Genomic DNA, 22,776 nt, shown 5'->3' with positions numbered 1-22,776 from the left:
TGGGGGCTATCCGCGCGAACACGGCGCACGGGCCCTTCGCCCCGGCCGCGCCGACCTTCTCCTGGGGGGGCGCGCGCGCCGGGTCCACCCCGCCCGCCCCGCCGTACCCACGGCGGGACGGCCGTTCGCGTTCCCGACTCCCGTTCGCACCTTCCCCGACTCCGTTCGCACCTTCCCCGACTCCGTTCGCGTTCGCCGACTCCCGCCCGGGACACGTCAGTCGGGGCGTATGTCCGCGTGGACGACCTCGAACTCCTCCAGGCCGACCACGGTCACGTGCGCCTTGGCGGCGTCCGCGCGCCGGGCCTCCGCCTGCCCGGCGCGCGATGCGGCCATCGAGGCACGGTCTACGAAGATCGAGCCGACCATGCCCCGGCCCCGCTCCCGGTCGACGAACACGGCGCACCGGGCGAAGCCGGGCAGCGCCTCGAGCCGGGGTATCGCCGAGGAACGAAACGTCTCGGCGAACAGGTCCGTGTCGGCCGGCTCGAACTCCACCCGGGTGGACCGCATACCGCCGCCCGCCCTCGGCAGCTGCACCGAGTGGAAGACGGCCACCTCGTAGTTCTCGACGGCGACGGTGCCCGCGAACGGCTCCAGCATCGGCCCGCGCCGCTCGCGCATCACCTGGTCGCTGTTGCGCCGGGCCTCCTCGGAGCCCCACCAGCTCACCGCGAGCAGCTTGCCCAGATCCCGGTCGACGAGGACGTCCGCGCCCCGGTACTCGGGACGTTCTTCGAGCAGTTCACGCCCCTGGCTGTTCAGGGATCTGATGGCCGCCTCGAGCTTCGCCGGATCGCCGGTGACGTACACCGCGCGTACGAACATGACCCCTCGCCTCCCAGGAGCCATCGGAGCCACCGCCCAACCCCCGCACGGCTCCTGCGTAAATATCCGGAATGTCCTGCACCACCAGTGTTCCCCGGTGCCCATATCACCGCAATGCGCAAGAAATCGCCGAGTTGACATCCAGGGGTTGACGCGGACATGCAGCCGGGTCCACCTTGTACGACACCCGGTCAGGAAACTTTCCTAACAGAAGGGGACCCCCCACAGTGCGCATCCGAACACTGACCCTTGCCGCGGCCTCCGGGGCCGCACTGCTCGCCGCCGGAGTGCTTCCCGCGAGCGCGTCCGGAGCCTCCGTCCCGAAATCCGCCCAGGAGGGCTCGGTCAGCGCGGCGGACCTGCTCGCCAAGGTGACGTCCTGTTCCCAGATCTCCAACGGCAAGTACCGGACCGACGACGAGACGTCGGCCACGATCCCCGTCTGCGGCAAGAACGGCGCGGTCTTCTGGAAGGCCGACATGGACATCGACTGCGACGGGCAGCGCACCACCAACTGCAACGAGGACCGCGACCCCTGGTACCAGGACGACACCGCGTTCCACCAGTCAAACGGCCAGCCGCTCAAGGCCGAGTCGCTGCCGTACATCGTGGTCCCCAGCACCAGCAGCATCTGGAACTACTCCAGCGCCGGCATCAAGGGCGGCGGAGTGGTCGCCGTGATCTACAACAACAAGGTCGAGTACGCGGTGGTCGGCGACACCGGCCCCACCAACATCATCGGTGAGGCCTCGTACGCCACCGCCAAGGCGCTCGGCATCGACCCCGACCCGGCGACCGGCGGCGCCGACTCCGGCGTGACGTACATCCTCTTCAAGAACTCCAAGGTCTCCCCCATCGAGAGCCACAGCGCAGCGGTGACCCTCGGTGACCAGCTGGCCAAGCAGTTCCTCGCCAACAACTAGACCTCCGAGGCGCGTTCGCGCCGCCACCGGCCCGGGGAGGGCGGGCGGCCCGGTACCACCCGGTACCGGGCCGTTCCGGCGCCTCGCGTCGAGCGCTCTCGCCGGGTGAGCGGGTACGCGCGCCGCTGCTAGGCGGGCCGTACCGCGGTGTGCACGGTGCGGACACCGAGGACGAACAGGTCCGGCCTGCGGTGCACGCTCGCGGGGTCGGCCGGGTCCAGGAGGCGGTCCAGGGTGGCGCGGTCGTCGGCGTCGAGGTCGTCCGAGACCGAGTCCCGCAGCCTGGAGAAGATCTCGGCCGCGTAGGCGCGGGCCCGGTCGGAGGCCGGGGCGGGCAGGTCCAGGAGGAAGCTGCGGGTGCGGGCGTACTTGAGGCCGGCGGAGGACAGCAGCGCCGGCCAGTCCTCGGCCTCCGTGACCGAGCCGGGGAGTTCGGTGCGCATCTGCTCGAACCACTTCTCCTGGAGCGCGTCGAGCCGCGCCTGGAGGCCGGGGCGGCCGATGCCGAAGTCGCGGGGCAGGAAGCGGCTGGGCAGACCCCCTTCGAGGATGGCCAGGGTGCCGCCGGGGGCCAGCCGCTCGCCGAACGCGGTGAGCGCGGCCCGCTGGTCGCCGAGGTGGTGCAGGCTGTGCCCGGCCCAGAGCAGATCCGCCGGGTAGTCCAACTCGTCCAGAACAGCGGGGAGTTCGCCAGCGAGGACGCCGAAGCGGTCGCCGACCCCCTGCCGCTCGGCGCGGGCCCTGGCCCGGTCGAGGAGCGGTTCGCTGCCGTCCACGGCCAGCACCCGCGCGCCCGGGAACACCTCGGCGAACAGACACGACACCACGCCCGGCCCGCTGCCGACGTCGACGATCAGCCCCGGCTCGGTGACCTCCTTGCCCAGCCAGCTCAGCGCGCTCTCGTAGAGGGGCGCGAAGAGCTCCGCCTGGGACTCCAGGTGACCGGCCATCTCGGCCCAGTCGATGTCGGTGTTCGAGTGGGCGTGGTCATGGGAGTGGGTGTGGCTGTGGGTGCTCTTGTGGTCGTGGTGATGGTCGTGCGCCATGGGGTCAGCCTCTCGTCCGGGTGCCGCCAGCGTGCGCCGACGCACCGCCCGGGGCCAGTCCTGTTGCCGGTGCGGCAAAAAACCGGATGCGGACGGCAAGGCGGTGGGTCCACGATGACGGGGTGGACGACGAGCTGGTGCAACGCTTCCTGACCGACGGTTTCGTGAAGATCGAGGGCGCGTTCCCGCCGCGCGTCGCCGAGGACTGCGCCCGGCTGCTGTGGCGGGAGACGGGGTACGACCCGGAAGCCCCGGACAGTTGGAAGGACCCCGTGGTGTGGGTGGGCGGCATGGCGCAGGGCCCGTTCGCGGCGGCCGCGAACTCCGTCGAACTGCACCGGTCGTTCGATCTGCTGGTAGGCGAGGGCCGCTGGGTCCCCCGGTACTCGCTGGGGAGTTTTCCGCTGCGGTTCCCGCACCCCGAGGAGCCGGACGACGCCGGTTGGCACATAGAAGGCAGCTACCTCCCGGACGGCGTCGAGACCCGCTGGTACTACACGAACCTGCGTTCCCGCGACCGCGCGCTGCTCATGCTGTTCCTCTTCTCCGAGGTGACGGAGCAGGACGCGCCCACCCGGATCCGCGTCGGCTCGCACCTCGACATCCCGGCGGTCCTGGAGCCGTACGGCGAAGCGGGCGTCTCGATGCTGGAGATCGCCCCGGAGGTCGTCGAGGCCTCCGCGCACCGCCCCCTCGCGCACGCCACCGGCCGCCCCGGCGACGTCTACCTCTGCCACCCCTTCCTGGTCCACGCGGCCCAGCCGCACCACGGCACCCGCCCCCGCTTCATGGCCCAGCCGCCCCTGATGCCGGCCGCCCCCTACGAACTGGAGCGGCCGGACGGGGCCTACTCAGCGGTGGAGCATGCGATCCGCGAGGGATTGTCCCGCGCTGATTGACTCCGCGGACCCCCGCGCCCCAAAGGGGCGCGGGGCTGTTTCAATATGCGGCTCCGCCGCGCGGGCTCGACCAGCCACACACGGCCCGCAGCGTCGATCTCAGCTCAGCCGACGGGCCTACAACGGCGGGTACGCGTTGGCCATCAGCTGCTGGAACTGCGCCGAGAACCAGTGCCCGGACAGCGGCGCGTTCGGCAGGGCGCCGGACATGTTGTTGCCGTTGCGGGCATTGCCCGTGTACGTCGGGTCGCACATCTGGTCGAAGCCCTTGCCCTCGTCGTTCGGGATGGCGGTGCTGGAGCCGTCGGACTCACCCGGCGGCTTCATCCAGACATAGGCGTCGATCCCGGCGGCCGGGCTCGCCTGCGGGCGCTCACCGAGGCCGGCTCCGGACTGGTTGCACCAGTTGCCGACGTGGATCCGGCGGTCGTAGCGGCCGCCGTCGACGTACGTGTCCACGCTGGTCGTCGCGCCGGGGCCGGTCGGGCGTGCGCTGCCGCCCCAGCCGTTGCGGGAGGTGTCGATCAGCATGCCGATGCCGGAGTTGAAGCCGACCGAGACCAACTCGGTGCGGAAGGCCTGGGCGAAGGACAGCTCGTCGACGTAGCGGTTCCAGTCGACCCACTTGGACTGGCGGACGGAGGTGCCGTTCACCGTGTCGTTGATGGTGAAGTTGTTCTCCTTCAGGGCGCTGTAGTTGGCCGTGTTGGTGATGAAGCCCTGGACGTCGGCGACGGTCGCGCCCTCGGCGTTGGCGGCCTGGTAGAAGAGCTGGGCAGCGGGGGCGAAGTTGTCGTCCCAGCCGAGCCAGCCATGGTGGCCGGCGTCGAGGTAGTTGTAGACGTTGGGGATCGCGCCGAGCTTGGCGAGGGCGTAGCCGACGCCCTTCACGTAGTTGCCGTTGGCGAGCATGGTGTTGCAGTTGGCGGTGGCGGTGGCCCGGCTGCCGGTGTTGGTGACCAGGTTGGGCAGCGAGTCGATCTCGATGGTGGTGACGATCCGCAGCGAGGCGTACTTGCTGTCGGAGAGGATCGCCGCGATCGGGTCGATGAACTGCGTCTTGTACTTGTCGATCTCCGTCGGGCCGAGCTCGCCGTTGGACGCGAGAGCCGCGCAGTCCCGTCCGGGCAGGTCGTAGACGACCAGCTGGACGACTTCCTCGCCGCTGCCCTTCTGGGCGAGCGCCGCGTCGAGGTGGGCGCGCAGGCCCATGCTGGTGCTGGTGCCGTTGATCGCGGCGATGCGGTCGAGCCAGACGCCGGTGGGCTGGTTGGAGACGCGGGTGCCGCCCGGTTCGGCGGCGGCCTTGGCGGACCACTCCGGGTTCACGTACACCTTGGCGCCGGAGTACGGGTTGTCGACGCGGGTGCCACCACCACCGCCGCCGCCCCCGCCACCGCTGCTGCCGTCGTCGACGTTGCAGGCGACGCCGTCGAGGGTGAAGGCGGTCGGGACGGCGTTCGTGCCGCTGTAGGACCCGTTGAAGCCGAAGCTGACCGAACCGCCGGTCGCCAGCGTGCCGTTGTAGGTCTCGTTGTTGGCGGTGACGGCGGTGCCGCTCTGGGTGAGTTTGGTGTTCCAGTAGCTGGTCACCTGCTGGTTCCCGGCGTACGACCACTTCACCGACCAACTCGACTTGGCCGCCGAATTGTTGGTGACGGTGACGGCGGCGGTGAAGCCGGATCCCCAGTCGTTCTGGATCTTGTAGTCGACGGTGCAGGGAATCGCGGAGATCGCCGCCTGGGAGGAGGGGGTCACGGCGACCGCCGGACCCGAGACCCCGGCGACGAGCGCCAGGGCGGCGAACACCGCTGTTCTGGTACGACTCATGGGTGCGGGTTTCCTTATTCTTCGGTGGGCGTGCTTCTTCCGTGGGCGTGCTTCTTCGTGGGCGTGCTTACGGGTTGATGGCCTTCAGGTGGTCGCGCAGTCCGACGCCGTACGCCGTGGGCGTACCGGTGTAGTCGGAGATCAGGGAGGGGCCCGAGGAGCAGTCCCAGGTGTTCCAGGTCCAGCCCAGGTAGGAGAGGCCGCGGTCGTCGAACCACTTCATGACCTGGTCGACGAACGCGTGCGAGCAGGTGTTCTCACCGATCTCCCCGGCGACCAGCGGCACCTGGGCCGCGACCGGGGCGAGGGTGGAGTTCCAGCAGCTCTCACTGGCGCAGGTGTTGAAGTTGTAGACGTGGTAGGCGGCGACGAGATTGCCGGCCGGGTCGGTGGGCTTGTACGTCAGCCACTGGCTGAGGTCGTTGGAGTACGCGAGCCCGCCGATCATGATCACGTTCTTGGCGCCGGCGCCCCGGATGCTGTCGACCAGGTCCTGCATCCCGGCGACTTCGTAACCGATCCCCGGGCAGGTGCCGCCGTCCCGCCAGCACTGCCAGGCCTGGGTGACCGTCGAGGTCGCCCGGTCCGGGTAGGGCTCGTTGAACAGGTCGAAGACGGCCGCCTGGTCGTCCTTGAAGGTCCCGGCCACCGAGGACCAGAAGGACGGGGTGTACTGCGCGTCCGGCATCGGCTTCTGGCAGGTGGCGTGCACGTCGGAGCAGCCGGCCGAGTTGCCGGTGTACTGGCCGTAGGACCAGTGGAGTTCGATGATCGGCGTCAGACCGTACGACTCGACGCGGGCCACCAGGTCCTTCACGGCGTTGATGTAATTGGCGCCCGCGTACTCGGGTTTGACGTTGGACAGGCCGAGCCAGCACTCCTCGTTGAGCGGGATACGGATCGCATTGGCTTTCCAGTCGGCGATCGCCTTGACGGCGGCGTCGTCGACCGGGCCGTCCCAGATGCCGTAGCCCTGCACGCACATGAACTCGCCGCCGGATCGGTTCACGCCGAGGAGGCGGTGGGCCGTGCCGACCGCGTCCACGAGCCTGGTGCCGGAGACGTGCAGGGCCGGTGCCGTCCCGCCGGTGGGCGGCTCGGTCGGCGTGGGCGTCGGAGTGGGCGTAGGCGTGGGCGTGGGTTCCGAATCGACGTTGCACGTCGTGCCGTTGAGCCTGAACGTCGTCGGTACGGCGTTGCTCCCCGACCAGGAGCCGAGGAACCCGGCGCTGACGCTCGCACCGGTGGCGAGGGAGCCGTTCCAGCTCTCGTTGGCCGCGGTGACCGTCGTACCGGACTGGGACCACTTGGCGCTCCAGCCCTGGGTGACCTTCTGGCCATTGGCGAAGTCGAAGCCCAGGCTCCAACTGCTCATGGCGGCCATGTTGTTGGTGATGGTCACGGAGCCCTGGAAACCGGTGTCCCACTGGCTGGTGACCGCGTACTCCACCGTGCAGGCCGGCGTCGCCCCGGACGCCGACACCACCGGCACCAGTGCGGACCCGAGGAGGGCGGCCGCACCGGCGACGGCTAAAAGAACTGAACGCGGGGGGTGTCGCATGAGCGACTCCTTGCAGCTCGGGCGCGTCGTGACGGACGCGTCGACTGAACGGAACCGCTCCCACTGGTGCGAAGGAAGGTAGCGCCGAGTGCGGGCAAAGAACAGGGGAGTTGCTTGACTTTTCCTCAGTGACGTCCGTCGAATCTTTTCGACTCTTCAACGGCCTTGACCGCACCATGCCACGTCTTCACTATGGGAGCGCTCCCACTGGTTCAAGCCTTGACTTCTCCCCGAGCCGCAAGCGCAAGGAGGAACCAGCACATGCGACCCGGATATGCCATGCACCCCGGGCGGAGACGCAGAGCCGTGCGACGGTTGTGGACGGCCGTCGTCGCGGCCCTCGCCCTGCCCCTGTCGATGCTCGCGACCGGAACGACTCCCGCCCAGGCGGCGACAGTCCAGTGCAGCGTGGACTACAAGACGAACGACTGGGGCACCGGCTTCACGGCCGACCTCACCCTCACCAACCGCGGCACCGACGCGATCAGCGGCTGGACGCTGACCTACGCGTACACGGGCAACCAGAAACTGGTGAGCGGCTGGAACGGCACCTGGTCCCAGTCCGGCACCTCGGTCACCGTGCAGAACGCGTCGTACAACGGCACGATCGCGGCGGGCGCGGCGGTGTCGACGGGCGCCCAGTTCTCGTACACGGGCAGCAACGCGGCGCCGACCGCCTTCGCGATCAACGGAACCACCTGCGCGGGTGCGCACCAGCCCCCCATCACCGTGCTGACCAGCCCGAGCGCGGGCGCGGTCTACACGCAGGGCGACGCGGTCCCGCTGGCGGCGACCGCGGCGGCGGCCGACGGCGCGACCATCAGCAAGATCGAGTTCTATGACGACACCACGCTGCTGGGGACCGACACGTCGGCGCCGTACTCGCTCCCGGTCTCAAGTTTGACCGTGGGCAGTCATTCCCTGGTGGCGAAGGCGTACGACAGCCTGGGTGCGTCCGCGTCCTCGACGCCGGTCGGCATCACGGTCGCCTCGGGCCCCGCGGTGGTGGCCTCGCCGACCCAGCTGGGCATCCAGCAGGGCGCGACGGGCCAGTTCGGGGTGAGCCTCTCGAAGCAGCCGAGCGCCAATGTGACGGTGTCCGTGGCCCGCACGGCCGGCAACACCGGGCTGTCGGTGAGCGCCGGATCGTCGCTGACGTTCACGCCGTCCAACTGGAGCACCGCACAGAACGTGACCGTGGCCGCGGACTCCGCCGGCACCGGCACCGCGACCTTCACGGCCTCGGCGACCGGCTACACCGGCGCCACGGTGACCGTGACCGAGCTGGCCGCGTCGAAGGCGTACGACGCGCGCTTCCTGGACCTCTACGGGAAGATCACCAACCCGGCGAACGGCTACTTCTCCCCCGAGGGCATCCCGTACCACTCGGTCGAGACGCTGATCGTCGAGGCCCCCGACCAGGGCCACGAGACCACGTCGGAGGCGTACAGCTACCTTCTCTGGCTGCAGGCCATGTACGGCAAGGTCACCGGTGACTGGTCCAGGTTCAACGGCGCGTGGGCCCTCATGGAGAAGTACATGATCCCGACCCACGCCGACCAGCCGACCAACTCCTTCTACAACGCGTCGAAACCGGCGACGTACGCGCCGGAGCAGGACACCCCGAACGAGTACCCGGCGAAGCTGGACACCTCGGTGTCGGTGGGCACGGATCCGATCGCCGGTGAGCTGAAGACCGCCTACGGCACGGACGACGTGTACGGCATGCACTGGCTGGAGGACGTCGACAACGTCTACGGCTACGGTGACACGCCGGGCGGCGGGTGTGAGGCGGGTCCGACCGCGGACGGGCCGTCGTACATCAACACCTTCCAGCGCGGTCCGCAGGAGTCGGTGTGGGAGACGGTTCCGCAGCCGACCTGCGACGCCTTCAAGTACGGCGGCACGAACGGGTACCTGGACCTCTTCACCGGTGACTCGTCCTACGCCAAGCAGTGGAAGTACACGGACGCCCCGGACGCCGACGCGCGTGCGGTGCAGGCCGCGTACTGGGCGGACGTGTGGGCGAAGGAGCAGGGCAAGGGCGGAGACGTCTCCGCCACCGTGGGCAAGGCGGCGAAGATGGGCGACTATCTGCGCTACGCGATGTACGACAAGTACTTCAAGAAGATCGGCAACTGCGTGGGCCCGACGACCTGCGCGGCCGGCACCGGCAAGGACGCCTCGGACTACCTGCTCTCCTGGTACTACGCGTGGGGCGGGGCGACCGACAGCAGCGCCGGATGGGCGTGGCGGATCGGCTCCAGCCATGTGCACGGCGGCTATCAGAACCCGCTGGCCGCCTACGCGTTGAGTTCGTACGCCGACCTGAAACCCAGGTCGGCCACGGGCGCGACGGACTGGGGCACGTCCCTGACCCGGCAACTGGAGTTCTACCGCTGGCTGCAGTCGTCCGAGGGCGCCATCGCGGGCGGTGCGACCAACAGCTGGCAGGGACGGTACGCGAGCCCGCCGTCCGGTACGTCGACCTTCTACGGCATGTACTACGACTGGGAGCCGGTCTACCACGACCCGCCGTCCAACCAGTGGTTCGGCTTCCAGGCCTGGTCGATGGAGCGGGTCGCCGAGTACTACCAGCAGACCGGCAACACCTCGGCGAAGGCGATCCTCGACAAGTGGGTGGCGTGGGCGCTGTCCAAGACCACGATCAACCCCGACGGCACGTACCTGATCCCGTCGACCCTCCAGTGGTCGGGGCAGCCCGACACCTGGAACGCGTCAAGTCCGGGCTCGAACAGCGGACTTCACGTCACGGTCGCCGACTACACCAACGACGTGGGCGTGGCCGCCGCGTACGCAAAGACGTTGACGTACTACGCCGCCAAGTCCGGTGACGCGACGGCGAAGTCCACGGCCAAGGCGCTGCTCGACGGCATGTGGAACAACTACCAGGACAGCCTGGGGATCGCGGTGCCGGAGACGCGGGCCGACTACAACCGCTTCGACGACAGCGTGTACGTCCCGAGCGGGTGGAGCGGGAAGATGCCGAACGGCGACGCGGTCAACTCGTCGTCGACGTTCGCCTCGCTGCGGTCCTTCTACCAGAACGACCCGGCGTGGTCGAAGATCCAGAGCTATCTGGCGGGCGGGGCCGCGCCCGTGTTCACGTATCACCGGTTCTGGGCACAGGCGGATGCCGCGATGGCCATGGGGTCGTATGCGGAGCTGCTGGAGTAGTTCGGCTGCGAGTTTCGTCGTGGCTGGTCGCGCAGTTCCCCGCGCCCCTTACGGGGCGCTCCAGTGGGCGGCCCCTACCCGCACTGGGGGCCGCCCTTCCCCCCTCTGGAGAGGACTTCTCCCGTGCGAAGAACCCGCATCCTCACCGCCGTGCTGGCCCTCGCGGCCGGCATGCTCATGGGCACCCCGCCCGCGCTCGCCGCCCACGCGACCGCGAACGTCACGCTCGCCGCCGACACGTACACCTGGCACAACGCCCGGATCGACGGCGGCGGCTTCGTCCCCGGGATCGTCTTCAACCGGTCCGAGAAGAACCTCGCCTACGCCCGTACCGACATCGGCGGTGCCTACCGCTGGTCGGAGTCGACGCAGACCTGGACGCCGTTGCTGGACTCGGTGGGGTGGGACGAGTGGGGGCACACGGGGGTCGTGAGCCTGGCCTCCGACTCGGTCGATCCGGACAAGGTGTACGCGGCCGTCGGGACGTACACGAACAGCTGGGACCCGACCAACGGTGCCGTGCTGCGCTCCGCCGACCGGGGTGCCAGCTGGCAGAAGACCGACCTGCCGTTCAAGCTGGGCGGCAACATGCCCGGCCGGGGCATGGGCGAGCGGCTGGCCGTCGACCCGAACAAGGACAGCGTGCTGTATCTGGGCGCGCCCAGCGGCAAGGGGCTGTGGCGGTCCACGGACTCCGGGGTGACCTGGTCGCAGGTGACGAACTTCCCCGACGTCGGCAATTACGTGCAGGACTCGACCGACACCACCGGCTACGCCTCCGACAACCAGGGCATCGTGTGGGTCACCTTCGACGAGTCGACCGGTACGGCCGGTTCGGCGACGAAGACGGTCTACGTCGGGGTCGCCGACAAGGACAACGCGGTGTACCGCTCGACGGACGCGGGCGCGACCTGGACGAGGCTCGCCGGCCAGCCGACGGGGTACCTCGCCCACAAGGGCGTGCTGGACGCGAAGAACGGCTACCTCTACCTCGCCTACAGCGACAAGGGCGGGCCGTACGACGGCGGCAAGAGCCAGCTGTGGCGGTACGCGACGGCGACCGGTACCTGGACGAACATCAGCCCGGTCGCGGAGGCCGACACGTACTACGGCTTCTCCGGGCTGACGGTCGACCGGCAGCATCCCGGCACGGTGATGGCGACGGCCTACAGCTCCTGGTGGCCGGACACCCAGATCTTCCGCTCCACGGACAGCGGGGCGACCTGGACGAAGGCCTGGGACTACACGTCGTACCCGAACCGCTCGAACCGCTACACGATCGACGTCTCGTCCTCCCCCTGGCTGACCTTCGGCGCGAGCCCGTCGCCGCCCGAACAGAGCCCGAAACTGGGGTGGATGACCGAGGCCCTGGAGATCGACCCGTTCGACTCGGACCGGATGATGTACGGGACCGGGGCGACGCTGTACGGCACCGGGGATCTGACGAAGTGGGACAGCGGCGGCCAGTTCACGGTCAGGCCGATGGTGCAGGGGCTGGAGGAGACCTCGGTCAACGATCTCGCCGCTCCCCCGTCCGGCGGGGCCCAGCTCTTCAGCGCGCTCGGTGACATCGGCGGCTTCCGCCACACGGACCTGACCAAGGTCCCCTCGATGATGTACACGTCCCCGACGTTCACGACGACCACGAGCCTGGACTTCGCCGAGTCGAACCCGAACACGGTGGTCCGGGTGGGCGACCTGGACTCCGGTCCGCACATCGCGTTCTCGACGGACAACGGGGCGAACTGGTTCGCTGGGACGGACCCTTCGGGGGTGAGCGGCGGCGGCACGGTCGCGGCCGCCTCCGACGGGAGCCGGTTCGTGTGGAGCCCGGCCGGTACCGGAGTGCAGTACACGACGGGCTTCGGCTCCTCCTGGTCGGCGTCGAGCGGGATCCCGGCGGGTGCGATCGTCGAGTCCGACCGCGTCGATCCCAAGACCTTCTACGGCTTCAAGTCCGGGAATTTCTACGTGAGTACGGACGGCGGGGCGACCTTCACGGCGTCCGCCGCGACGGGTCTGCCGAGCGGTGACAGCGTGCGGTTCAAGGCGCTGCCGGGGACGAAGGGCGACGTGTGGCTGGCCGGCGGTGCGACGGACGGCGCGTACGGGCTGTGGCACTCCACCGACGGCGGTGCGACCTTCGCCAAGCTCGCGAACGTCGGCCAGGCCGACACCATCGGCTTCGGCAAGGCGGCGACGGGAGCCTCGTACCAGACGCTCTACACCAGCGCGAAGATCGGCGGGGTGCGCGGCATCTTCCGCTCCACGGACGAGGGAGCGACCTGGACGCGTATCAACGACGACGCCCACCAGTGGGGCTGGACCGGCGCGGCCATCACCGGTGACCCGCGCGTCTATGGCCGGGTGTACGTCTCGACGAACGGCCGGGGCGTGATCTACGGCGACACGTCCGACACCGGCGGAGGGGGCGGAGGGGGTACGGATCCCACCCCGTCCGGCGCCTGCTCGGTCGCGTACACCATCACCAACCAGTGGACGGGCGGCTTCCAGGCGGACGTCCGAATCACCAACACGGGCTCGGCGGCATGGAGCAGCTGGTCCCTCGGCTGGTCCTTCCCGAACGGCCAGTCCGTCGGCCAGCTCTGGAACGCCGACTGGACCCAGTCCGGCGCGAACGTGGCAGCGAGGAACGCCGGCTGGAACGGCACAGTGGCCCCGGGATCCTCGGTGTCCTTCGGCTTCACCGGCACCTGGACGGGCGCCAACGCCGAACCGACGGCCTTCACCCTGGGCGACCAGACCTGCACGGTCACCTGACGGGCGTACGATCCGGTCATGCGCAGCGTGACCTGCTCGATGGGCGTTTCGCTCGACGGCTACATCGTCGGGCCGGACGGCGACTTCGGCTGGACCGCGCCCGGCGATGAGGTGTTCCGCTTCGTCACCGACGAGATCCGGGACGTCGGCGTCCACCTGCTGGGACGACGGCTGTACGAGACGATGCTGTACTGGGAGACCGCCGACCAGGATCCGTCGCTCGACGACTCGATGCTGGAGTGGGCCGCGCTCTGGAAGGCGCTCCCGAAAGTGGTGTTCTCCACCACGCTGTCGGCGGTCCAGGGCAGCAATACCCGCCTGGCCGCCGGCGGCCTGGCGGCGGAGATCGAGCGGTTGCGGGCCGAACCGGGCGCGGGCGACATCGCGATCGGCGGCCCGACCCTCGCGGCCGAGGCGGCCGCGTCGGGTCTGATCGACGAGTACCGGATCAGGGTCCATCCGGTACTCGTCGGCGGTGGCATTCCGTTCTTTCCCCGGCACGAGCGCCGGGTGGACCTCGAACTCGTCGAGACCCGCACCTTCAGTTCGGGAGTCCTCTGTCTCCGCTACCGCGTGGCGCGCTGACAGGCCTCAGGGCGCGCGCACCGCCGAGGCACACCGCGTGGCGCGATCGGATTGGGCGTTGGCGTCATCCGTCACTGCGGAGGCAGGCGCGTGTTCCTAGTGTGGTCGGCGAAAGGAGCGCCACCATGACCCAGACCATTCTCATCACCGGCACATCCAGCGGACTCGGACGAGCAACCGCGAAACTCTTCCGATCCCGAGGCTGGAACGTCGTCGCGACGATGCGCGACCCCGGCGCCGAGCGGGAACTCACCGAACTCGACAACGTGCTCGTCGCTCGCCTCGATGTGCAGGATTCCGCATCCGTCGACTCGGCCGTCGACGCAGCACTGACGCGCTTCGGCCGCATCGACGTGCCGGTGAACAACGCCGGCTACGGCGCCTACGGGCCGCTGGAGGCGACACCGCTCGACAAGATCCGCCGGCAGTTCGACGTCAACGTCTTCGGCCTGCTCGCCACGACGAAAGCGCTGCTGCCACATTTCCGTGCCAACAGGAGCGGCACCATCGTCAATATCTCGTCGATAGGCGGGCGCGTCGCCTTTCCTCTGGGCACCCTTTACCACGGCACCAAGTTCGCCGCCGAAGGGATCTCCGAGGCCCTCCAGTATGAATTGACCGAAATTGGCGTGCGCGTCAAGATCGTCGAACCGGGCAATATCAGGACCGATTTCGCAGGACGATCCTTCGACTTCAGTAATGATCCGGCGCTGTCGGAGTACCAGCCGATGGTCGAGGCGGTTTTCAGCGCCTTCGGTCCGATGGTCGCGGATGCACCGGAGCCCGAGATCATCGCCGAGACCGTTCACCAGGCCGTGACCGACGGAACTGACACACTGCGGTACGTGGCGGGCGCCGACGCGGAGCGCCTTTTGAAGGCGCGTACCGGCGCCGATGACGCCACGTTCTTCGCGGGAATGCGCGCACAGTTCGGCCTCGGTGCCGCAAGCGCGTGCTAAATTAGCACAGGGAATTCCCTCGACCAATGGCAGATGATGGGCATGCAGAGCTATTCACTGGACGTGACATGGCGCGCCGCTCTGAGGGATCTCAACGTCGTACCCGCCGACGTGCTGCGTCGCGCCGGACTTGCAGAGGATCTGTTCGTGCAGCCGTCGGCGAAGCTCGCGCCCGGCGACTACTACCGCCTGTGGAACAGCGTCGAGGCCGAGACCAAAGATCCGTTTTTCCCCATCCGGCTGTGCGAGATGTTCCGCGCCGAGTCGTTTTCCCCGCCGTTGTTCGCGGCGCTGTGCAGCCCCGATTTCGTTGTCGCCGCCCAGCGGATCGGGCAGTACAAGAGATTGATCGCACCGATGCGCATGACCGTGTCGGATGCGGATTCGGTGGTAGCAGTCGAATTGTCCTGGCTCGACGGCGCGCCACCGCCTCCCACATCGCTGGTGATGATGGAACTGCTGTTCTTCGTGACCCTCATTCGCATCGGCACTCGCGAGGAGGTGAGCCCGGTCGAGGTGACCACCACAGCACTGACAGAAGTGATGCAGCCGTATGAGGAATTCCTCGGCATTCCTCTTCGAACAGGCCCCGCTCACCGGGTCGCGTTCGCCGCCGCCGACGCGACCCTGCCGTTCCTCACCCAGAACGAGCCGCTGTGGGCCGCGTTCGAACCCGAGCTGCGCCGGCGCCTCGCCGATCTGGAGGCATCGGCGACAACCGCCGAACGGGTTCGAGCGGCCCTGCTGGAGACGTTGCCGAGTGGATCGACGTCGATGGACACCATCGCGCGAAAACTGACGCTCAGCAAGCGGACGCTGCAGCGCCGCATCGAGGCAGAGAACACCAGTTACCAACACATCCTCGACACCACGCGGAACGATCTGGCCAGGCACTACCTCGTGAACACCGATTTGTCGATCGCCGAGGTTTCATTTCTCCTCGGTTTCAGCGAGCCCAATTCTTTCTACCGGGCGTTTCGCATGTGGACCGGCACGACCCCGGACACGCTTCGACGCACTCGGGACCCGCAGGTGTCGTCGCACTGAATTCCAAGGCCTCACCACCGGCATTGCCCGACTCACTTGGTTCGATAATTCACTCGGAGACAAGAAAATGAGCTGGACCGCAAACGACATTCCCGACCAGCACGGCCGTACGGTCGTCGTCACCGGCGCCAACGGCGGGCTCGGACTGGTGACCGCCAAGAAGCTGGCGTCGAAGGGGGCGCACGTCGTGATGGCCGTGCGCAACCAGAAGAAGGCCGCCGCCGCGGCCCAGGAGATCCGGGCGGCCCTCCCGGGCGCCTCACTGGAACTGGTGGCCCTCGACCTGTCCTCGCAGGCGTCCGTGAAGGAGGCCGCCGCACAGATCCTGGCCGCCCACGACACCCTCGACCTTCTGGTCAACAACGCGGGCGTGATGGCAATCGCCGAGACGCGCACGGTCGACGGCTTCGAGATGCAGTTCGGCGTCGACCACCTGGGCCACTGGACGCTGACCGCACTCCTGCTGCCCGCACTGCTGCGCACACCGGGATCCCGTGTCGTGACCGTGACCAGCACCGCCCACCACATGGGCCGTGCCGTCGACGTGGCCAACCCGCACCTGGAAGGCCGCTACGGGCCCTGGCGCGCCTACGGCCAGGCGAAGCTGGCCAACTTCCACTTCGGGCTCGGGCTCCAGCGCGAACTGGAGCGGGCGGGCGCGCGCACCGCCAGTCTGATCGCACACCCCGGCCTGTCCGACACCGACCTGCAGACGGTCAGCGTGGAGGGCTCGGGCGGCGGAGTCTCCCAGCGGTTCTTCCACGCCATGGCCAAGCGCACCGGCATGTCCCCCGACGACGGCGCGCTGCCGCAGCTGCGCGCCGCCACCGACCCGGCGGCCAAGGGCGGCGAGTTCTACGGACCGGTGTTCGTGAACAACGGCGCTCCGGTCCGCAAGCCGATCCTGCGCAGGTTCGGGATGGACCGGGCCGTCGCGAAGCTCTGGGAGGTGTCCGAGCGTGAGACCGGTGTCGCGCTCGACGTGCACGCCTCGGCCGGGGCGTGAACGGACCACGCTCGGCGAGCGCCGGCCGGATGTTGCGGCGCCGCAGCCCGCCGAGGCGGATGACACGTCCGAACCTCCTTCGGGAGACTTCGGCTCAGGGCGTGTACACCACCGGCCGAGGTGCCGTCGGCATCCCGTCGCCGATGAAGAAGCTCGGGTGGGGCGGCTGGTTGTAGGCGGTGTTCTGCCAGGCCAGGGCCGTGCGGTACTGGGTGTCGTGGAGCAGGGTCGTGATCTTCGTACTGGTCTCGTACGGGGTGGAGTAGATCCGCAGGGCCGTGTTGTCCGTCGTCGGCCAGACAACCTCCTCGCGCCAGTCGCCGAGGATGTCCCCGGCGAGCGACGGAGTGGCCTTGGTGCCGTTGTCGGAGTGGACGTCGGCGGCGGTCAGGAGGCGGGTGTCGGCTGACGTGCCGTACTTGTCGATGTGGGTGTCGTCGAGGAGTTCGCGGACCGGGTCGCCGTCCCACCAGGCGAGGAAGTTGGTGCTGGAGGGCTTGCGGCTCGCGACCACCGTGCCCTGCGGGTTGCGCACCCCGTCCGCGTGCGAGGACCAGGACTCGGCGCCCGCGCTGCCCGCCCAGATGTCCCCGGAGACGCCCCGGCCGTTGTCGCCGTCGGGGTCGGTCGACCGGAGGATCTCCCCGGTCCTCGCATCCGCCATCCAGGAGGACGGCCTGGAGCCGTCCTCGTCGACCTTGAACTCCTCCAGGCCGGGCCGGGCGGGGTCGAGGTCGCCGACGTGCATCGCGTCGCCGTGACCGTTCTTCGTCGTCCACAGGCCGGAGCCGTTGTCGTCGACGGCCATCGAGCCGTAGACGATCTCGTCCCTGCCGTCGCCGTCGACGTCAGCGATCGACAGCTGGTGGTTGCCCTGGCCGTCGTAGCCCTTGCCGGTGTTGGTGGAGGAGTTGGTGTCGAAGGTCCAGCGGCGGGTGAAGGCACCGTTCCGCCAGTCCCACGCGGCGATGACGGTACGGGTGTAGTAGCCGCGCGCCTCGATCAGCGAGGGGCGGGAGCCGTCCGGATACGCGGTGCCGGCGAGGAAGCGGTCCACCCGGTTGCCGTAGGAATCGCCCCACGAGGACACCGTGCCGCGCGCCGGGACGTAGTCGACCGTGCCCATCGCCTTGCCGGTCCGGCCGTTGAACATGGTCAGGTACTCCGGGCCGGACAGGACGTAGCCGCTGGAGTTGCGGTAGTCGGCGGACGCGCTGCCGATGACCGTGCCGGTGCCGTCGACCGTGCCGTCCGCCGTCTTCACGGCGACCTCGGCCTTGCCGTCGCCGTCGTAGTCGTACACCTGGAACTGGGTGTAGTGCGCGCCTGAGCGGATGTTCCGGCCCAGGTCGATGCGCCACAGGCGGGTGCCGTCGAGCGTGATGCCGTCGAGGAAGGTGTCGCCGGTGTAGCCGGACTGGGAGTTGTCCTTGGCGTTGGTCGGCTGCCATTTGAGGACGAAGTCGAGTCGGCCGTCGCCGTCGAGGTCGCCGACCGAGGCGTCGTTCGCCTCGTAGGTGTAGGTGACGCCGTCGGGGGTGGTGCCGCCCGCGGGCGGGGTGATCGGGACGTCCTTGTAGCCGGCGCGGAACTGGATCGCGTGGACGGAGTCGGCCTGTTCGACGCCGCCCACGATCGCGCGGACCGTGTAGTCGGCCTGGGCGGGGGCGCCGGAGTGGAAGTAGTTCGTGGAGCCCGTGACCGGGGTGGAGTTGACCTTCGTACCGGCTCGGTAGACGTTGAAGGAGACGTCGTCGGGGTCGGTGCCGAGCCAGCGCCAGCTGACCAGGTTGCCGGCGTCGGTATGGACGCTGACCACGCCCCGGTCGAGGGCCTCCACCTGACGGGCGGTGGCCGCCTCGGCGGTGGTCGGAGAGAGCGCGGTCAGGCCGGCGGCGATCAGTGCCGCGGCCGCGGTGACCGTCGGGAGGAGGGCACGGCGTCTGCGGTGCGGGTGCGGGTGCTGCACGGGACGAACCTCCAGAGCATGCGGACGGGTTCCGCACACTCGGTCGCCGCCGATCGCCGTCTCGTTGCCGCCGCTTTGCGCCAACTTGGCGTCTCTTCCGGCCGGTTCGGCGAGCAGTCTCAGTCGGCCACCGGTTTCCGGTACGCCCGTACGCCGAAGCGGGGGTCGGGCCTGCGGCGGTCCTGGTCGGGCAGGGCCGCCAGGCGCTCGGCGAATCCCTCGACGCGGGGATCGTCGGGCGGGAGCATCGTGAACCAGCCGCGCCGCAGGTCGGCGAGGGTGGAGCGGGGGCTGCGGCCCTGGCCGACGCCGGTGAAGGCGGCTTTCCCGGCGGGCAGCAGGCCGCTGGCCAGGGCGTGCGCGCTCACGTCCGCGGAGGCGTCGGACGCCGGGCGGCGCGGGCGGGCGGCGAGGACGGCGTCGATGTCGCTGCCGACGTCGTGCGCGGCGGCCTTGTCGACGGTGGTGACGTACACCCCGCCGGGCCGCAGCACCCGCGCGCACTCGGCGACGATCGCACGGACCTCGGCGGTGTCCGCGATGAGGTGGAGCAGCCAGACGGTCGTCACGGCGTCGAACGCGGCGTCGGCGAAGGGGAGTCGACGGCTGTCGGCCAGCAGGACCGATCCCGGCAGCCGGGCCGCCGCCATCCGTGCCATGCCGGGTGCGCGGTCCGCGCCGGTGACCCGGAGCGCGGGGCGGGCGGCGGCGAGCCGACGGGTGACGATGCCGGTGCCGCAGGCGAGGTCGAGGAGACGGGCGGGACGGGCGGGGCCGCCGTCGCAATCGGGGCGGTCGGAGCCGCCGGGACTGTCGGAGCCGCCGGGACTGCCGGAGCCGCCGGAGCTGTCGGGTATCAGGGTGAGTACGGCGTCGGCGGCTGCCGCTGCGCGGGCCTCGCCGCCGCGGGTCGCGTCGTAGGCGCCGGCTTCCTTGTCGTAGTCGAGCACATGGCTCAGTGTGCGCCGTGGCCTGGGGCGATGTCCTCCACCCTGTGGGCGAGTTCGAAGTCCTTGGCGGTGACGGCGCCGCCCACGCTGTGGGTGTTCACGGTGAGGGTGACGGTGTGGTACCCGAGGGTCAGGTCGGAGTGGTGGTCGAGCTCGTCCTGGATGTGGGCGATGTGCACGACCAGGGCGACGGCCGCGAAGTGCGAGTCGAGGCGGTAGGCGCGGGCGAGCCGGTCGCCGTCCAGCGACCAGCCGGGCAGCTCGGCCAGCCGGTCCTCGATCTCCTTCTGCGACAGTGGTGCGACGGCCATGGTGCGGCTTCCTTCCCGGGTACCGGCGAGTTGCGTACGTGCGGTCAGCCTGCCACGAACAGGCCCGCCGACAGGCCTTCCGGGCAGCGAGGACGGCCGCGTGTCCGGGTCCTCGGTTACGGTCGTCGGCATGACCCTTGTCGCGTCCGGTCCCGCCGCCACCCCGACCGCCCCCGACGGCAAGGGCGTCGGCCCGCTGCTCCGCGCCTGGCGGGAGCGGCGGCGGGTGAGCCAGCTGGAGCTGGCACTGCGTGCCGACTCCTCGGCCCGGCACATCAGCTTCGTCGAGACGGGCCGGTCGCGGCCGAGCGAGGAGATGGTGCTGCGGCTGGCCGAGCACCTGGACGTGCCGGTTCGGGAGCGCAACGCGCTGCTGCTGGCGGCCGGTTACGCCCCGCACTACCCGGAGACCCCGCTGGCCGACCCGGCGCTGGACGCGCTGCGCGACGGCATGGAGCGGCTGATCCAGGGCTACGAGCCGTATCCGGCGCTGGTCGTGGACGCCACGTACACGGTGGACGCCGCCAACCGGGGCATCGCGATGCTTCTGGAAGGCGTCCCGGAGTCGCTGCTCGCGCCCGCGCCGAACGCGATGCGGCTGACCCTGCACCCGGAGGGGCTGGCACCGCGCATCCGCAACCTGCGCGAGTGGCGCGGGCATCTGCTGACGCAGATGGAACGCCAGATCGCGTTGCACCGCTCGGCGGCGCTGCGGGAGTTGTACGAGGAGGTCGCCGCCTATCCGGCGCCGGCCGGCGTGGGCGACGGTGAACCCTCCGGACCGTCCGGACCCTCCGGACTCGCCGAATCCTCCAAATCCTCCGAACCCACCGAATCCGCCGAACCCGTCGCGTACTTCGCGCTGCCCATGCGGATCGAGCACGCGGGGCGGGTGCTGTCGTTCGTGTCGTCGATCTCGACCTTCAACACGCCGATGGACGTGACGGTCGCCGAGCTGGCCATCGAGACGTTCCTGCCCGCGGACCCGGCGACCGCCAAGTACCTGAACTCGTTGGTAAGTTGACGGAAGCAGTTCTCTCGACCAGGTGTGCGACGCGGCATCGCGTGGCACACTGCTCCCCGTACTTGTGCACGTAGGGGAGGCGTGGCGTGAGTGAGCGGCGTGCTGCGCCCACGGTCGGGCAGGTCGTGCTCGGCAAGCGGCTCCAGGAGCTGCGCGAGGCGGCCGGCCTGGGCCGGGACGAGGCGGCGCGGGTGCTGCGGGTGGCACAGGCGACCGTACGGCGGATGGAGATGGCCGAGGTCTCGCTGAAGATCCCGTACATCCAGGTGCTGCTGGAGACGTACGGGGTGGCCGAGGAGGAGCAGGCCGCGTTCGTGCGGCTGGCCGAGGAGGCCAACCAGCCGGGCTGGTGGCAGCGGTTCCACGACGTGCTGCCGGACTGGTTCAGCCTGTACGTGAGCCTGGAGGGCGCGGCCCGGGTCATCCGCTCCTACGAACCGCACTTCTTTCCCGGCCTGTTGCAGACCGAGGCGTATGCGCGGGCCGTGATGGAGGCCGGGACGATCGGCCACAGCGATCCCACGGCCGTGGAGCGGCATGTGGCGCTGCGCATGACCCGGCAGCGGCTGCTGGAGCAGGGCGATCCGCCCCACCTGTGGGTGATCATGGACGAGACGGTGCTGCGGCGCCCGGTGAGCATCCACTGCGAGGTGATGCGCGACCAGGTGGACAAGCTCCTCGCCTACATCGAGCGGGACCGGATAACCCTCCAGCTCGCCGAGTTCGCGAGCGGCCCGCACCCGGGGACGTACGCGCCGTTCACGCTGTTCCGGTTCGCCGAGCCGGAGCTGCCCGACATGGTCTTCACCGAGTATCTGACCGGCGCCCTCTACCTGGACTCGCGTGACGAGGTCGGGGCGCATCTGGAGGTCCTGGACCACATGACGGCCCGGGCGGCCTCGGCGCAGCGGACCGAGGAACTGCTGCGCGAGTACCGGGACAAAATCTGAGCGGAAGCACCGCGGCAGATCCTCAGCGGAAGCACCGCGACAAACCCTGAGCGGGAGTACCCCGACAAACCCTGATCCGAGGAGCACAGACTGTGACCGCACCAGAGCCCGCCCCGATCTCGATCGACACGAGCCGGCCGCACCCGGCGCGGGTGTACGACTGGTGGCTGGGCGGCAAGGACAACTACCCGGTGGACGAGGAGCTGGCCCGGCGGATCCTCGCCGTGGACGGCACCGTGCTGCGCGGGGCCCGTGCCAACCGCCGGTTCATGCAGCGGGCCGTGCGGACCGTCGCCGAGTCCGGCACCCGCCAGTTCCTGGACATCGGCACGGGCATCCCGACCGAGCCGAACCTGCACCAGGTGGCGCAGGGCGTGGCGGCGGAGTCGAAGGTCGTGTACGCGGACAACGACCCGATCGTGCTGCGTCACGCGGAGGCACTGCTGCGGGGCACCGAAGAGGGCAGCACCGCGTATGTGCACGCCGACGTCCGGGACGTCGACACCCTGCTGGCCCGGGCCGCCGAGACCCTGGACTTCAAGGAGCCCGTCTCGCTGTCGCTGGTGGCGCTGACCCACTACCTCGACGACGACCCGGACGGCGACGACGTGTACGGCCTGCTGCGCAGGTACGTCGAGGCGCTCGCCCCGGGCAGCCATCTGATCCTGTCCCAGGTCACCCCGGACCTCAGCCCGGAGGCGATGGAGCAGGCGGCCGCGAACTTCCGGCGCAGCGGGACGCCCTTCCACCCGCGGACGCTGCCCGAGTTCTACCGCTTCTTCGACGGCCTGGAGCTGCTGGGCCCCGGGGTGATCCCGGTCTCCGGCTGGCGTCCCGAGCCGGTGGACGTGGCCATCCAGGCGGAGGGCATCGTGCCGGTGTACGGCGGGGTCGCCCGCAAGGTCTGAC

General features: G+C 69.6%; 18 protein-coding genes. 11 read left to right on the top strand and 7 right to left on the bottom strand.

Annotated elements, in window-relative coordinates; translation table 11 throughout:
• Positions 1–216: 216 nt before the first annotated feature.
• A complete protein-coding gene (locus ACFWPS_RS01915; RefSeq protein ID WP_383699766.1) occupies positions 217–828 on the bottom strand; it encodes a hypothetical protein in 612 nt (203 codons plus the stop codon).
• Positions 829–1,055: 227 nt separating this feature from the next.
• Between ACFWPS_RS01915 and ACFWPS_RS01910 the strand changes: the two genes are divergently transcribed.
• Positions 1,056–1,751 carry a glycoside hydrolase family 75 protein gene (locus ACFWPS_RS01910; protein ID WP_383699764.1) on the top strand — a complete coding sequence of 232 codons (696 nt, stop codon included), beginning with the start codon at positions 1,056–1,058 and terminating at the stop codon, positions 1,749–1,751.
• A gap of 128 nt (positions 1,752–1,879) precedes the next feature.
• On the opposite strand, the gene ACFWPS_RS01905 is transcribed toward ACFWPS_RS01910, so the two are convergent.
• Positions 1,880–2,797 (bottom strand): class I SAM-dependent methyltransferase, encoded by a 918-nt coding sequence (locus ACFWPS_RS01905; protein WP_383699762.1) that lies wholly within the window; start codon positions 2,795–2,797, stop codon positions 1,880–1,882.
• A gap of 86 nt (positions 2,798–2,883) precedes the next feature.
• Between ACFWPS_RS01905 and ACFWPS_RS01900 the strand changes: the two genes are divergently transcribed.
• Entirely contained in the window at positions 2,884–3,696 is an 813-nt protein-coding gene (locus tag ACFWPS_RS01900) for a phytanoyl-CoA dioxygenase family protein (protein WP_383699760.1), read from the top strand.
• Between the two features lie 117 nt (positions 3,697–3,813).
• On the opposite strand, the gene ACFWPS_RS01895 is transcribed toward ACFWPS_RS01900, so the two are convergent.
• Positions 3,814–5,526 carry a glycoside hydrolase family 6 protein gene (locus ACFWPS_RS01895; protein WP_383699758.1) on the bottom strand — a complete coding sequence of 571 codons (1,713 nt, stop codon included), beginning with the start codon at positions 5,524–5,526 and terminating at the stop codon, positions 3,814–3,816.
• 67 nt (positions 5,527–5,593) lie between these two features.
• The gene (locus tag ACFWPS_RS01890; protein ID WP_383699756.1) at positions 5,594–7,087 is read right to left on the bottom strand and encodes a cellulose binding domain-containing protein; all 1,494 of its coding nucleotides are present in this window, start codon (positions 7,085–7,087) and stop codon (positions 5,594–5,596) included.
• A gap of 279 nt (positions 7,088–7,366) precedes the next feature.
• Here ACFWPS_RS01890 and ACFWPS_RS01885 point away from each other — a divergent pair, with 279 nt between their 5' ends.
• The 6 genes from ACFWPS_RS01885 to ACFWPS_RS01860 all read left to right on the top strand — a co-directional run bounded on the left by ACFWPS_RS01885 (position 7,367) and on the right by ACFWPS_RS01860 (position 16,663).
• Complete coding sequence (locus tag ACFWPS_RS01885) at positions 7,367–10,285, top strand: glycoside hydrolase family 48 protein (protein ID WP_383699815.1); 2,919 nt, start codon at positions 7,367–7,369, stop codon at positions 10,283–10,285.
• Between the two features lie 123 nt (positions 10,286–10,408).
• On the top strand, positions 10,409–13,066 hold the full coding sequence (locus ACFWPS_RS01880; protein WP_383699753.1) for a cellulose binding domain-containing protein: 2,658 nt from the start codon (positions 10,409–10,411) through the stop codon (positions 13,064–13,066).
• Between the two features lie 18 nt (positions 13,067–13,084).
• Complete coding sequence (locus ACFWPS_RS01875) at positions 13,085–13,651, top strand: dihydrofolate reductase family protein (RefSeq protein ID WP_383699751.1); 567 nt, start codon at positions 13,085–13,087, stop codon at positions 13,649–13,651.
• A 125-nt stretch (positions 13,652–13,776) separates the two neighbouring features.
• Positions 13,777–14,610 carry an SDR family oxidoreductase gene (locus tag ACFWPS_RS01870; RefSeq protein WP_383699749.1) on the top strand — a complete coding sequence of 278 codons (834 nt, stop codon included), beginning with the start codon at positions 13,777–13,779 and terminating at the stop codon, positions 14,608–14,610.
• Between the two features lie 33 nt (positions 14,611–14,643).
• A complete protein-coding gene (locus tag ACFWPS_RS01865; protein WP_383699747.1) occupies positions 14,644–15,657 on the top strand; it encodes an AraC family transcriptional regulator ligand-binding domain-containing protein in 1,014 nt (337 codons plus the stop codon).
• Between the two features lie 67 nt (positions 15,658–15,724).
• A complete protein-coding gene (locus ACFWPS_RS01860) occupies positions 15,725–16,663 on the top strand; it encodes an oxidoreductase (protein WP_383699745.1) in 939 nt (312 codons plus the stop codon).
• A 94-nt stretch (positions 16,664–16,757) separates the two neighbouring features.
• Here ACFWPS_RS01860 and ACFWPS_RS01855 read toward each other — a convergent pair whose 3' ends face one another.
• The 3 genes from ACFWPS_RS01855 to ACFWPS_RS01845 all read right to left on the bottom strand — a co-directional run bounded on the left by ACFWPS_RS01855 (position 16,758) and on the right by ACFWPS_RS01845 (position 19,893).
• Entirely contained in the window at positions 16,758–18,632 is a 1,875-nt protein-coding gene (locus tag ACFWPS_RS01855) for a rhamnogalacturonan lyase (RefSeq protein WP_383699743.1), read from the bottom strand.
• 119 nt (positions 18,633–18,751) lie between these two features.
• Complete coding sequence (locus ACFWPS_RS01850) at positions 18,752–19,582, bottom strand: class I SAM-dependent methyltransferase (protein WP_383699741.1); 831 nt, start codon at positions 19,580–19,582, stop codon at positions 18,752–18,754.
• Positions 19,583–19,587: 5 nt separating this feature from the next.
• Positions 19,588–19,893 (bottom strand): 4a-hydroxytetrahydrobiopterin dehydratase, encoded by a 306-nt coding sequence (locus tag ACFWPS_RS01845; RefSeq protein WP_383699739.1) that lies wholly within the window; start codon positions 19,891–19,893, stop codon positions 19,588–19,590.
• Positions 19,894–20,023: 130 nt separating this feature from the next.
• Between ACFWPS_RS01845 and ACFWPS_RS01840 the strand changes: the two genes are divergently transcribed.
• The 3 genes from ACFWPS_RS01840 to ACFWPS_RS01830 all read left to right on the top strand — a co-directional run bounded on the left by ACFWPS_RS01840 (position 20,024) and on the right by ACFWPS_RS01830 (position 22,775).
• On the top strand, positions 20,024–20,917 hold the full coding sequence (locus tag ACFWPS_RS01840; RefSeq protein ID WP_383699737.1) for a helix-turn-helix domain-containing protein: 894 nt from the start codon (positions 20,024–20,026) through the stop codon (positions 20,915–20,917).
• 86 nt (positions 20,918–21,003) lie between these two features.
• Entirely contained in the window at positions 21,004–21,867 is an 864-nt protein-coding gene (locus ACFWPS_RS01835) for a helix-turn-helix domain-containing protein (protein WP_383699735.1), read from the top strand.
• A 92-nt stretch (positions 21,868–21,959) separates the two neighbouring features.
• Positions 21,960–22,775 carry an SAM-dependent methyltransferase gene (locus ACFWPS_RS01830; RefSeq protein WP_383699733.1) on the top strand — a complete coding sequence of 272 codons (816 nt, stop codon included), beginning with the start codon at positions 21,960–21,962 and terminating at the stop codon, positions 22,773–22,775.
• The last annotated feature ends 1 nt before the right edge of the window (position 22,776 follow it).

This window comes from Streptomyces sp. NPDC058457 (assembly GCF_042720695.1).
GTDB lineage: Bacteria > Actinomycetota > Actinomycetes > Streptomycetales > Streptomycetaceae > Streptomyces.
This window is presented reverse-complemented; position numbering and strand designations above follow the sequence as displayed.

Bases quoted from the DNA above. Each gene is read 5' to 3' on its own strand.
- ACFWPS_RS01915 (WP_383699766.1), bottom strand. From the start codon at position 828: ATGTTCGTACGCGCGGTGTACGTCACCGGCGATCCGGCGAAGCTCGAG.
- ACFWPS_RS01895 (WP_383699758.1), bottom strand. From the start codon at position 5,526: ATGAGTCGTACCAGAACAGCGGTGTTCGCCGCCCTGGCGCTCGTCGCC.
- ACFWPS_RS01870 (WP_383699749.1), top strand. From the start codon at position 13,777: ATGACCCAGACCATTCTCATCACCGGCACATCCAGCGGACTCGGACGA.
- ACFWPS_RS01865 (WP_383699747.1), top strand. From the start codon at position 14,644: ATGATGGGCATGCAGAGCTATTCACTGGACGTGACATGGCGCGCCGCT.
- ACFWPS_RS01890 (WP_383699756.1), bottom strand. From the start codon at position 7,087: ATGCGACACCCCCCGCGTTCAGTTCTTTTAGCCGTCGCCGGTGCGGCC.
- ACFWPS_RS01845 (WP_383699739.1), bottom strand. From the start codon at position 19,893: ATGGCCGTCGCACCACTGTCGCAGAAGGAGATCGAGGACCGGCTGGCC.
- ACFWPS_RS01840 (WP_383699737.1), top strand. From the start codon at position 20,024: ATGACCCTTGTCGCGTCCGGTCCCGCCGCCACCCCGACCGCCCCCGAC.
- ACFWPS_RS01885 (WP_383699815.1), top strand. From the start codon at position 7,367: ATGCACCCCGGGCGGAGACGCAGAGCCGTGCGACGGTTGTGGACGGCC.
- ACFWPS_RS01860 (WP_383699745.1), top strand. From the start codon at position 15,725: ATGAGCTGGACCGCAAACGACATTCCCGACCAGCACGGCCGTACGGTC.
- ACFWPS_RS01905 (WP_383699762.1), bottom strand. From the start codon at position 2,797: ATGGCGCACGACCATCACCACGACCACAAGAGCACCCACAGCCACACC.
- ACFWPS_RS01875 (WP_383699751.1), top strand. From the start codon at position 13,085: ATGCGCAGCGTGACCTGCTCGATGGGCGTTTCGCTCGACGGCTACATC.
- ACFWPS_RS01900 (WP_383699760.1), top strand. From the start codon at position 2,884: ATGCGGACGGCAAGGCGGTGGGTCCACGATGACGGGGTGGACGACGAG.